At 70.3% G+C, this 11,095-nt stretch carries 9 protein-coding genes and 1 tRNA gene; 7 read left to right on the plus strand and 3 right to left on the minus strand.

Annotation, left to right across the window (positions count from 1 at the left end; all coding sequences use genetic code 11):
* Positions 1 to 90: 90 nt before the first annotated feature.
* Both H4N64_RS19685 and H4N64_RS19690 read right to left on the minus strand, forming a co-directional pair.
* Positions 91 to 2,766, minus strand: a complete 2,676-nt coding sequence (locus tag H4N64_RS19685) for an SUKH-4 family immunity protein (protein WP_186283686.1) — start codon at positions 2,764 to 2,766, stop codon at positions 91 to 93.
* A gap of 8 nt (positions 2,767 to 2,774) precedes the next feature.
* Entirely contained in the window at positions 2,775 to 3,800 is a 1,026-nt protein-coding gene (locus H4N64_RS19690; protein WP_186283687.1) for an SMI1/KNR4 family protein, read from the minus strand.
* 289 nt (positions 3,801 to 4,089) lie between these two features.
* On the opposite strand from H4N64_RS19690, the gene H4N64_RS19695 reads away from it, so the two are divergent.
* Positions 4,090 to 4,626, plus strand: coding sequence for a YwqJ-related putative deaminase (locus H4N64_RS19695; RefSeq protein WP_186283688.1), 537 nt, complete (start codon positions 4,090 to 4,092; stop codon positions 4,624 to 4,626).
* Between the two features lie 44 nt (positions 4,627 to 4,670).
* Positions 4,671 to 5,165, plus strand: a complete 495-nt coding sequence (locus tag H4N64_RS19700; RefSeq protein ID WP_186283689.1) for an SUKH-3 domain-containing protein — start codon at positions 4,671 to 4,673, stop codon at positions 5,163 to 5,165.
* Positions 5,166 to 5,183: 18 nt separating this feature from the next.
* Here the strand turns inward: H4N64_RS19700 and H4N64_RS19705 are convergent, their stop codons facing one another.
* Positions 5,184 to 6,488: a sensor histidine kinase gene (locus tag H4N64_RS19705; RefSeq protein ID WP_186283690.1), complete on the minus strand. Its 1,305-nt coding sequence runs from the start codon at positions 6,486 to 6,488 to the stop codon at positions 5,184 to 5,186.
* Between the two features lie 167 nt (positions 6,489 to 6,655).
* On the opposite strand from H4N64_RS19705, the gene H4N64_RS19710 reads away from it, so the two are divergent.
* The 5 genes from H4N64_RS19710 to H4N64_RS19730 all read left to right on the plus strand — a co-directional run bounded on the left by H4N64_RS19710 (position 6,656) and on the right by H4N64_RS19730 (position 11,071).
* Positions 6,656 to 7,519 carry a hypothetical protein gene (locus tag H4N64_RS19710; protein WP_260859822.1) on the plus strand — a complete coding sequence of 288 codons (864 nt, stop codon included), beginning with the start codon at positions 6,656 to 6,658 and terminating at the stop codon, positions 7,517 to 7,519.
* A gap of 13 nt (positions 7,520 to 7,532) precedes the next feature.
* Positions 7,533 to 7,607: transfer RNA gene (locus H4N64_RS19715), tRNA-Gln, on the plus strand.
* Positions 7,608 to 7,722: 115 nt separating this feature from the next.
* Positions 7,723 to 9,171, plus strand: coding sequence for a bifunctional UDP-N-acetylglucosamine diphosphorylase/glucosamine-1-phosphate N-acetyltransferase GlmU (gene glmU, locus H4N64_RS19720; RefSeq protein ID WP_186283692.1), 1,449 nt, complete (start codon positions 7,723 to 7,725; stop codon positions 9,169 to 9,171).
* A gap of 144 nt (positions 9,172 to 9,315) precedes the next feature.
* Entirely contained in the window at positions 9,316 to 10,296 is a 981-nt protein-coding gene (locus H4N64_RS19725; protein ID WP_186283693.1) for a ribose-phosphate diphosphokinase, read from the plus strand.
* Positions 10,297 to 10,471: 175 nt separating this feature from the next.
* Positions 10,472 to 11,071, plus strand: a complete 600-nt coding sequence (locus H4N64_RS19730; RefSeq protein ID WP_186283694.1) for a 50S ribosomal protein L25/general stress protein Ctc — start codon at positions 10,472 to 10,474, stop codon at positions 11,069 to 11,071.
* The last annotated feature ends 24 nt before the right edge of the window (positions 11,072 to 11,095 follow it).

An 11,095-nucleotide genomic window follows, 5' to 3' on the forward strand; every position in this document is an offset into this window, starting at 1 on the left:
ACTCCCTTAGGCGCACAAAAAAGCCGGGTCCGGTCGCCATGACCGGACCCGGCTCTCCCACGTGCGTGCCGCCGCCTCAGCGGCAGTGCGTCACAGCAGGCCGTCCCACATCTGTTCCAGCAGCACCGACCACCAGCTCTCCGGCGAACCGAGCGCCGCCGGGTCGAGGGAGGCCAACTGGGCCTGGAAGTCGACGGTCCAGCGGCCCGCCTGCTCCTGGTTCAGCCCGAACCGCAGCCGCCACATCCGGCCGAGCAGCGCCAGACAGCGCTGGAACTCGGGCAGCCCGGTGTTCACGAACTGCGGCGGCACGGGCGCACCGCCCGGACCCGCCTCCACCGGCACGGCGACGATGTTCGCCGTCCCGTACTGCACACAGAGCGCCCGGCCGAAGTCGCTGCCCATCACCAGGTAGGAGCCCGCGTCCGAGGCCGGCTGCACCCCGCGCTCGGCCGCCAGCTCCGCCAGCGTCGGCACCGGCCGCCCCGGCTGGGCCTGCGCCCAGAAGAAGGGGCCCATGTCCATCGGCAGCCCCGCCGCGACCAGGGTGTGCGCCACGACCGGCGGCACGCCCTGCCGGGACACGGCGGCCTGCTCGAACCGGAACACCCCCGGCCCGAACGCGGCCGCCAGCTCCTGCGCGATCGCCTCCGGTGGCACCGGCGGCGCGGGCTGCACCTGCGGCAACGGCGCCCGCACCGGCGCGGGCCGCGCGGGACCATCCGCCACCTGGTGCAACTCGCCCTGGTGCGCCAGCAGTTGTCGCATCCCCTGCTGCCGGCTCGCGTGGTCCGTGCCGTACGGCGCGATGCTCGCGATCCTCGCCTGCGGCCACTGCTCCCGGATCATCCGCGCGCAGTACGCGCCCGGCAGCTCGCACGACTCCAGCTCGGTGTGCAGCTCCAGCACCTGGTCCGGCGGCACGTTCATGGCGCGCAGCTCATGGAAGATCTGCCACTCCGGGTGCGGCGTGCCCGGCGCGGAACGCCGGATCAACTGCTGCTCGGAACCGTCCTGCGCGCGGTAGCGCAGCACGGCCTGGTAGCCCGGGCCCACGGTCGGCTGACCGGTGGGCTGCTGCGGATAGCCGTACGCCGGGGGCTGGTGACCGGGCATGGGCGCGGGCATCTGCTGACCGGGCATCGGCGTGGGCATCGGCTGACCGGGCGGTGGCATCGCGCCGGGCGGCATCGGCGGCTGGGGAGCGCCCGGCGCCATACCGGGGGCGCCCGGGGCGCCGGGTACGCCGGGGGCGTGCGATGGCGGGGGCGTGCCGGGGGCGCCCACCGGGGGCGCGGACAGCACGGTCTCGGCGTGGTGCACGGCGCCGCGCCCGCCGCTGGGGGCGCCAGGGGGCTGCGGTGCGCCGGGGGCGCCAGGCGTACCCGGGGCGCCCGGGGTTCCCGGTGCGCCGGGCGGGTTCGGCATGCCCGGGGCGCTCGGCGCACCAGGCGGCCCCGGAGGCTGCGGCGCGCCCCCTCCCCCGCCCATCTGACTCGGGTCGGCCAGCATCGTGGCCGCATGGTGAACACCGCCCGGAGGCGTCCCGCCGGGCGCACCCGGCGCACCGGGCGGCCTGGGGGCACCCGGCGGCGGAGTCGGCGCGCCCGGAGCCCCCGGCGCACCCGGGCCTGCCGGACCCGCGGGCCCCTCCGGACCGAGCGCGGACACGAGCTGCGTGGGCACATACCCACCCGCCGGTGTACCCGGCATACCGGGACCGGACGGCGCGGGCGGCGGCGTGGCACCGGAACGCGCGCCCGGCGCTCCCGGGGCACCCGGCGGAGGCGGCGGAGTCGCCCCACCCCGCGCACGACGCGGCGGAGGCGCCGCCTTGCTCGTCGCGGCGTCGGCGATGTCCCCGGCGTTCGGCGCGAGCGGCCGCCCCGGCACACCCGCACCGGCCGGAGGCTGCGCCCCGTCGGGAGCGACACCCGGGCCGCCCTGCGGATAGCCGGGCGCGCCCGCAGGAGGAGACGGAGGCGCGGGAGCCGGAGGGGGCGTGCCCGGCCCGCCCGCACCACCCGGTCCCTGCGGATAGCCGTACGGCGCACCCGGCGTCGGCGTACCGCCCGGCGCACCCCGATCATCGAGCGCCGGTGCCACCGCCGTCCGAGGCAGCTGACTGCCCCCCGACATCAACGCCGTCTTCGCATCCGGAGCCGCCGGCAGCGGCGTACTGTCGTCGACCTCGTTCAGCGGCGGCGCAAACACAGTCGCGGGCAGCGGTACGGAACGGTCCTCACCGGCGTCCGCGTTGGTGTCCGTACCCGCCCAGGGAGTCGCCCCGGCCTGCGTCTCCGGAAGCCCCCCACCACCGACAACAGGCCCCGAACCCACGCCAGTTCCCGCAGCCGCCCCGCCCGAGGTGTCCCCACCCCGGCGCCCGGGAATCCCCAGCTGATCCGCCGCCTCCTGCAACCACTCCGGAGGAGTCAGCAGAAACGACGTCTGGTTCAGATCCACCCGCGCCGAAGCCGCCGGCGCCGGTTCCGGGGCCGCGTCCGGGCGGCCGTACTCCTCCTCGTACCGGCGGATCACCTCGCCCACCGGCAGCGCGGGCCACAGGGTCGCCTCGCCGCTGTCCCGGGCGATGACCAGCCGCAGTGCGCCACCCTCCGAGCGCGGCCCGTCCGCGCGGTCCTCCGCCCAGACCACGAAGCCGAGCTCGAACTCCCGCACCCGCACCTCGCGGTGCTGGTACGAGGGCACGTCGCCGTTGACCCATTCCTCGGCGCGCTCCTGCGCCTGAGCGAACGTCACCATCGCGAAACTCACTCCCCAGCCACGGACGTAGACACGGGCACGGAACGGGCGAAACCGCCGTCGACCATCAGGTTCGCCACCGTCTCCAACTCCGGCGGCGATCCCGCCAGTCGGGACAGGAAGGCGTCGAAGTCCTCACCGCAGGGCAGCAGCAGCCGCTCCACGCGTTCCGCCGGCGACCAGGAGGGATCGACGTCCCGCGCGTCGTCGTACGCGCAGAACCACACCGAACCGATCCGCTCACCCTTCACCTTCACGGCCAGCAGACCGCCCTGAACGAAACCGACGCCCAGATAGTCCTTGGTCAGATGGTCCCGCAGGCACTTGTTGACGTAGACAAGGTCATTGACCGCCGCCTCGTCCCGCACCGTGAAGAAGGGCTGGTCGATCAGCAGGCCCAACTCCGCGTCCAGCGCGGTCCCGACCGGCGCACAGCCGCCCGCCGCCTTCAGGAAGGAGCGGTACGCACCCGGCAGCCGGTACCCGAGATCCTCCTCCACGCCCAGCACCTGCGACTCGCTCACCGCCACACCCGACTTGGGCAGACCGATGTGCGCGGGACGCGTCTCCTGAAGCGGCCGAGTGCCCCTCTTGTTCTGGTCCACGGCCGCCGTGGCGACCCCACCGTGATGCCGCAGCAGCGCCTTGACCTCGACCGGAACCAGTTCGAGCCGCCGTGAACCCACCGCGTGGTGCCACGTCCAGCCGTGCGGCGTCGCCACCGACGGCACCGTGTCCCACAGCTCATGACCGGTGGCCGCCAGCGCCGCGTTCGCCGACACGTAGTCCGTCAAGCGCAGTTCATCGACGCCGAACCCCTCCGGCGGTTCCGCGATCTCCGCGGCCGCCCGCGCATAGGGCGAGAAGTCGGGATAGCCGTACTCGTCGATCCGTACCCCTCGCGGGTGACGGGCGGCCCGGACCGGATCCGGGAAGTGCACGACCTGCCCGGCGTAGGCCGCGTTCGGCGGCGCGGCTTGTCCCCCAGCCTGGCGGCCGGGAGGTGCCCCCAGCCCGAGCCGACCTGTCGTCATGGCGGTTGCCCCCTGCGGCGTTCTGGTACGGCACGCAATGACCCTCCTCGGCCACTACGCCCCGTAACGACTGTTTCCACGCGTCAACCGCATGGATCGCGGTGCCGACAGCCTATGCGGTACGACGACACGGGTCACCGGGCACCGGTCAGGGCCCCTCCGCTTCCGTGACCAGCCGTCACCCCGCCGTGACAGCCCGCCCAAACCCGAGCGTGTCGCACCGCCCCAGCTTCCGCACCAGCCACGCCATTTGGCACTCTGTGTCGTCCGGGGGGATGCTCGGGAGGGGATGACGATCATGAACGCGACGCAGACAGGACCACACGGCGGCCCGAAAACCAGCCCGTCCGGCGACCCCCGTGTCGGCTGGAGCGCCACCGAGGCCCCGCACGCCCCCACCCTGCAACACCGCCGCGACGGCATACTCCCCACCATCGCCGCCGCCCTCTCCGTCCGCGGCGCCACCCTCACCGGCACCGCCGCCCGCGGCGACCAGCCACCCGCACTGCACCCACTGGTCCAGGACTTCCTGGACACACTGACCAGCGCCCAACGCGACCGCTTCACCGGCCGCTGCGCCGAGACGATCCTCATCTCCCGGCACATCGCCACCGTCGACGCCACCCGCAGCAAACGTGCCGCCCGCAAACCGATGACCAACGGCGAAGCACGCAAAGCCCTCAAGCAGGCCAAGCTCACCGCCCGCCGCATCCGCGAGGACGGCGACCCGCTGCACGGCAGCTTCGCCGCCCCCTGCCGCGCCTGCACCGCCCTCAGCGCACACTTCGGCGTCCGGGTCGTCGACCCCGCGACCACCGACGACTGACGCGACCGACGCCACACCCATCACACCCGCACGATCGAGGGCAGATGCACCCGGACCGCACATCCACCACCCGATTCCCGGTACCCGTCGACGCCGCCCTGCGCGCCGCCGGCTGGCAACCCGGACGCTGGGACATCAAACAAGCCGAGATCTGGGCCGACACCCTGCGCGACCACACCTCCCCGGCAGGCCACCGGCACACCGTCTTCCCCGCCGCGGTAGAGGCCTGGGCCGAGTTCGGCGGACTGCACATCACCCCACCGGGACCCGGCCGCCAAGTCGCCCCGGCCAGCGTGCACCTCGACCCACTGCACGGCCTGCACATGGCCCGCACCCTCAGCGACCTAGGCCGCGCCCTCGACTGCGAGGTCTGCCCGCTCGGCGCCGAAACCGACACCCACGCCCTGCTCGCCATCGACACCGAAGGCCGCGTCTACACCCTCGACCACACCGGGGACTGGTACCTCGGCCCCGACATCGACACAGCCCTGACCACCCTCGTCGCGGGCACGGAACCGGTACGACTCACCGCGCCCTGAACGCCGTACAACCGGACGTCACGCCGCCGGAATCACCGCCGACACCCGGAACCCCCCGGCATCCGTCGGCCCCGACACGAACACCCCGCCCAGCGCGGAGACCCGCTCCTTCATCCCCACCAAGCCGTTACCACCCGACGGCAGCCGCGCCGAGGACGCCGACGCCACCTCCGACGGCGGCTCGTTCTCCACCTGCATCGCAATCTCCGACACCCGGTGCGCCAGCCGTACGTACGTCTTCGCACCCGCCGCGTGCTTGTGAACGTTGGTCAACGCCTCCTGCACCACGCGATACGCCGTCTGCTCCACCTCCGGCGCGTAACTGCGTACGTCCCCCTCGACCGAGAGAGCCACCACCATCCCCGCTGCGGCGGACTGCCCGATCAACTCGTCCAGTTCCGACAGACACGGCCCCTCGGCCTCCTCCGCCGCCCGCGAGGCCGCCGCAGCCGCAGCCGCGCCCACCGCCGCCAGCGGCACCGCCGAACGCCGCTCGGCCACACCGTCCCCGGCACGCAGCACACCGAGCATCTCCCGCAGCTCGGTCAGCGCCTGACGTCCCATGTCGCCGACCAGGGCGGCATTCTTGACAGCCTTCTCCGGATCCTTGCGCGCGACCGCCTGAAGCGCCGCCGCATGCACCACCATCAGACTCACCCGGTGCGCGACGACGTCATGCATCTCCCGCGCGATCCGGGTCCGCTCCTCACTGCGCGCCCACTCGGCCCGCTCCTCCGCGCGCTCGGCGAGCAGTTGCAGCTCCCGCTCCAGACTGTCCGCCCGCTCCCGCAGCGACTCCATCAGCCGCCGCCGGGCACCCACATACAGCCCGAGCAGCAGCGGAGGCGCGGTCATCCCCAGCGACGTCGTGATCGCACCGAACGGCACGAACCAGTCCCCGAACTGCAGATCACCCTGATCCACACCCTGGCGCAGCCACACGAACGTCACGATCAACATGCCGACCTGCGACATCCCGGCCAGCGCCCCGATGATCCGGCGGGGCAGCTCGGACGCGGCCAGCGTGTACAGGCCGACGACGATCATCAGGAAGCCCATCTGGGCGGGCATGACGGCGATCGACACGAGTACGACGGCAATGGGCCACCGCCGCCGCACCACCAGCACCGAACCGGCCAGCACCCCGAACAGCACACCCACAAACGCCGGAATCCCCGCGTCCGCGGCAAACTCGAACCCTTTCGCCCCACACTCCAGCGCGGACACGGCCGCCAGGCCTATGTCCAGCACGGCACTGCGCCACCTCGCCCACCACCACGGCCCGGCGTGGGCCCCGGCGTGGTCTTCCCCCGTCGTGGTCATGCCTCCAGCCTACGGGCGGGGGGCGTGGCTTTTCCGGCGAGTTTCCGGGACTGGCCTACACCACACGGTGTGACCGACCGGATACGAAACAGCCCGATATCCCTCGAACTGCTGAATCGCTCACCGTTCGACACCGGAAGATCCAATTCCGCCCGGACGGTATGCCCATGGCACATCTGCAAGGCAGGTACGCGGACTTCGAGGGACTTCGGGAGCAGGCGGTGGCGTTGCGGCGGGAGGGACTCAGCCGACGCCAGATCCGAGACAGACTGCACGTCGACAACAACGACATGCTCAACCGGCTCCTGGAGGGCGAGCCGCCTCCGGAATGGACGAAGCGTCCGAACGCGAAGGACGACCTGAGGAATCGGGCGAGGGAGCTACGGCTCCAGGGCTGGACGTACGACCAGATCCAGGTGGAGCTGGGGTGCTCGAAGAGTTCGATCTCGCTGTGGGTACGGGATCTGCCGAAGCCGGAGCGGCGGAAGCGGACCAAGGAGGAGTCATCGGCGATCGCAAAGCGAGGCTGGGAAGCCACGTTGCGGCTTCGGGAAGAGGAGCGTCAGCAGACCAAGCAATCAGCAGCGCAGGAGATCGCGCAGCTGACGGATCGCGAACTGTTCCTCGTAGGCGTTGGCCTGTACTGGGCCGAGGGCTCGAAGAGTAAGCCGTATCGACGGCAGGAACGGGTCACCTTCGTGAACAGCGACCCCGGCATGATCACGCTCTTCCTGGCCTGGCTCAACCTGCTCGGCGTGCAACCGGAACGCCTCAGGTTCGCCGTACAGATTCACGAAACCGCTGACGTAGCGAGCGTCGAACAGTTCTGGTCCGATCACGTCGGCGTCGAGCGAGCCACGTTCCTCAAGACGACGCTCAAGAAGCACAACCCCAGCACGAACCGGAAGAACATCGACGAGAACTACTACGGCTGCCTCCGCGTCGATGTCCGCAGCGGAGCGGATTTGTACCGTCGCATCGAAGGCTGGTGGTCTGGCATGGTGGTGGAGGCACAGCGGCGAACCGCGTAGGCTGCCCTGGTGATCCCCCGTGGTGTAATCGGCAACACACATTACTTTGGATAATGTATTTCAGGTTCGAGTCCTGGCGGGGGAGCCATGCTCGGTTCGGGCCCCGACAGCCGCGTCAGGGCCCGCTCGCATAACCCCCACGAAACGCCCCGGTATCCTGCGGATGTCCCCCCACCCCATCCCAGAAGCCGAAGGGCAACCCCGTGAGCGCCATTCGCCCGGCAGCCGTCGTCGTTCTCGCAGCGGGTGAGGGCACCCGTATGAAGTCGGCCACACCCAAAGTCCTGCACGAGATCTGCGGACGCAGCCTCGTGGGTCATGTGCTCGCCGCCGCGCGTGAGTTGCAGCCCGAGAATCTCGTCGTGGTCGTCGGCCACGCCCGCGAGAAGGTCACCGCGCATCTCGCCGAGGTCGACCCGCACGTCCGTACGGCGGTGCAGGCGCAGCAGAACGGCACCGGGCACGCTGTCCGGATGGGGCTCGAAGAGCTCGGCGGCACCATCGACGGGACCGTGGTCGTCGTGTGCGGTGACACCCCGCTGCTCACCGGCGCGACGCTCCAGGCTCTCGCCGCCACCCATTCCGCCGACGGCAATGCCGTGACCGTGCTGACCGCCGAGGTGCCGGACGCGACCGGGTACGGCCGGATCGTGCGGGACGGGGTCTCCGGTGCCGTCACCGCGATTGTCGAGCACAAGGACGCCAGTGAGTCGCAGCGGGCGATCCGGGAGATCAACTCCGGGGTGTTCGCGTTCGACGGGGCGCTGTTGTCCGACGCCCTGAAGCAGGTCCGTACCGACAACAGCCAGGGTGAGGAGTACCTCACCGACGTGCTCGGGATTCTGCGTGAGGCGGGGCATCGGGTCGGGGCCTCGGTTGCCGGTGATCATCGTGAGATCGCCGGTATCAACAACCGTGTGCAGTTGTCCGAGGCGCGGCGGATTCTCAATGACCGCCTGCTCACGGAGGCGATGCTGGCCGGCGTGACGGTCGTGGATCCGGCGACGACCTGGGTCGATGTGGCGGTGACGTTCGAGCAGGATGCCGTCGTGCACCCGGGCACCCAGCTGTTGGGTGCCACGCATCTCGGCGAGGGCGCGGAGGTGGGGCCGAATTCGCGGTTGACCGACACCCGGGTCGGTGCGGGCGCGCGGGTCGACAACACGGTGGCGGACCGGGCCGATGTGGGCGCGGGGGCGCTTGTGGGGCCGTATGCCTATCTGCGTCCGGGGACGCGGCTGGGTGCGAAGGGCAAGATCGGGACGTACGTCGAGACGAAGAACGCGACCATCGGTGAGGGGACCAAGATCCCGCATCTGTCGTACGTCGGTGATGCGACGATCGGTGAGTACACGAACATCGGTGCCGCGAGTGTCTTCGTGAACTATGACGGGCGGGACAAACACCACACGACGGTCGGGTCGCACTGTCGGACGGGTTCGGACAACATGTTTGTGGCTCCTGTCACGATCGGGGACGGTGCGTACACCGCCGCCGGGTCTGTGATCACCAAGGACGTACCGCCCGGTTCGCTGGCCGTGGCCCGTGGTCAGCAGCGGAATATCGAGGGCTGGGTGGCCCGTAAGCGTCCGGGGAGTGCGGCCGCGAAGGCGGCCGAGGCGGCCTCTGGGCAGCCGGAAGGCGAAAGCTGACTGGAAACGGGTGCGTCTGGGACGGCGTACCGTGATAGGTGCACATCCGCACCTAACCAGCTGAGACGGCCGCTCGCACCAGCCGGTGACGGGCTGGTGCGGCCTCTCGACATCCAGCTGAGATACCTCTGAGGAGACAGTGCTGTGACCGGGATCAAGACGACCGGCGAGAAGAAGATGATGTTCTTCTCCGGCCGCGCCCACCCCGAGCTTGCCGAGGAGGTCGCCCACCAGCTGGGTGTCGGGGTCGTCCCGACGAAGGCCTTCGACTTCGCCAACGGCGAGATCTATGTGCGTTATCAGGAGTCGGCTCGTGGTGCTGACTGCTTTGTGATCCAGAGCCACACGGCTCCGATCAATCAGTGGATCATGGAGCAGTTGATCATGATCGACGCGCTGAAGCGTGCGTCGGCCCGTTCCATCACGGTGATTGTGCCGTTCTACGGTTACGCGCGGCAGGACAAGAAGCACCGTGGTCGTGAACCGATTTCGGCGCGTCTGATCGCGGACCTGATGAAGACGGCGGGTGCGGACCGGATCCTCACGGTCGATCTGCACACGGACCAGATTCAGGGCTTCTTCGACGGCCCGGTGGATCATCTGTTCGCGCTGCCGCTGCTGGCGGATTACGTGGGCCGCAAGGTGGACCGCGAGAAGCTGACGGTGGTTTCCCCGGACGCGGGCCGGGTGCGGGTCGCGGACCGTTGGTGCGACCGGCTGGGCGCGCCGCTGGCGATCGTGCACAAGCGGCGTGACAAGGATGTGGCGAACCAGGTCACCGTCCATGAGGTCGTGGGTGAGGTCAAGGGCCGGGTCTGTGTCCTGGTGGACGACATGATCGACACCGGTGGCACGATCTGCGCCGCGGCGGACGCGCTGTTCGCGCACGGTGCGGAGGATGTCATCGTGACGGCGACGCACGGTGTGCTGTCCGGTCCGGCGGCGGACCGTCTGAAGAACTCGCGGGTCAGCGAGTTCGTGTTCACCAACACGCTGCCGACGCCGGGTGAGCTGGCGGACGACCTCGACAAGATCACGGTGCTGTCGATCGCGCCGACGATCGCGAGCGCGGTGCGTGAGGTGTTCGAGGACGGTTCGGTGACGAGCCTGTTCGACGAGCAGTAAGCCGCTTGATCAATTTTCTTACGGCCTCTCCTGCCGAGTAGACTGCTGAAGTTGCTCGGCGAGGGAGGCCGTACTCATTGCGGTACGGCTGTCCGTTATCGACGCGCTCTTCGTAGCAGGCCGTTCGTGGCCGGGTGACCTTGTCCGTTTCTCACCCATACGAGGAGTGATCAGTATGTCCGAGGTGAAGATCTCCGCGGAGACGCGTACCGAGTTCGGCAAGGGTGCCGCGCGTCGTATCCGCCGTGACAGCAAGGTTCCCGGTGTGCTGTACGGCCACGGTTCGGACCCGCTGCACCTGACCCTGCCGGGCCACGACCTGCTGCTGGCGCTGCGTACGCCGAACGTCCTGATCTCCCTGGACATCGACGGCAAGACCAACGAGCTGGCGATCCCGAAGGCCGTGCAGCGCGACCCGCTGAAGGGCTTCCTGGAGCACGTCGACCTGCTGCTGGTCAAGCGTGGCGAGAAGGTCAACGTCGAGATCCCGGTCCACACCGAGGGCGAGCTGGCCGCCGGCGGCAACCTGCTGGAGCACGTGCTGAACGCGCTTCCGGTCGAGGCCGAGGCCACCCACATCCCCGAGTCCGTCTCCGTGTCCGTCGAGGGCCTGGCGGCCGGCGCCTCCGTCCTCGCCAAGGACATCACTCTGCCCAGCGGTGTGAAGCTGGCCGTCGAGGAGGACGCGGTCGTTCTGCAGGTCCTGGCCGCGCAGGCCGAGGAGGCCGCGGAGGGCGAAGAGGCCGCCGAGGGTGAAGAGGCCGCCGAGGCCTGAGCCTGAGCTGTTCACTGCTCACCG

The sequence above is a fragment of the Streptomyces cupreus genome, from assembly GCF_014257025.1.
Classification (GTDB): domain Bacteria; phylum Actinomycetota; class Actinomycetes; order Streptomycetales; family Streptomycetaceae; genus Streptomyces; species Streptomyces cupreus.

Coding starts and splice junctions, on each gene's coding strand:
- H4N64_RS19685 (WP_186283686.1), bottom strand. CDS start 2,766: ATGGTGACGTTCGCTCAGGCGCAGGAGCGCGCCGAGGAATGGGTCAAC.
- H4N64_RS19700 (WP_186283689.1), top strand. CDS start 4,671: ATGCACCCGGACCGCACATCCACCACCCGATTCCCGGTACCCGTCGAC.
- H4N64_RS19690 (WP_186283687.1), bottom strand. CDS start 3,800: ATGACGACAGGTCGGCTCGGGCTGGGGGCACCTCCCGGCCGCCAGGCT.
- H4N64_RS19695 (WP_186283688.1), top strand. CDS start 4,090: ATGACGATCATGAACGCGACGCAGACAGGACCACACGGCGGCCCGAAA.
- H4N64_RS19710 (WP_260859822.1), top strand. CDS start 6,656: ATGGCACATCTGCAAGGCAGGTACGCGGACTTCGAGGGACTTCGGGAG.
- H4N64_RS19705 (WP_186283690.1), bottom strand. CDS start 6,488: ATGACCACGACGGGGGAAGACCACGCCGGGGCCCACGCCGGGCCGTGG.
- H4N64_RS19730 (WP_186283694.1), top strand. CDS start 10,472: ATGTCCGAGGTGAAGATCTCCGCGGAGACGCGTACCGAGTTCGGCAAG.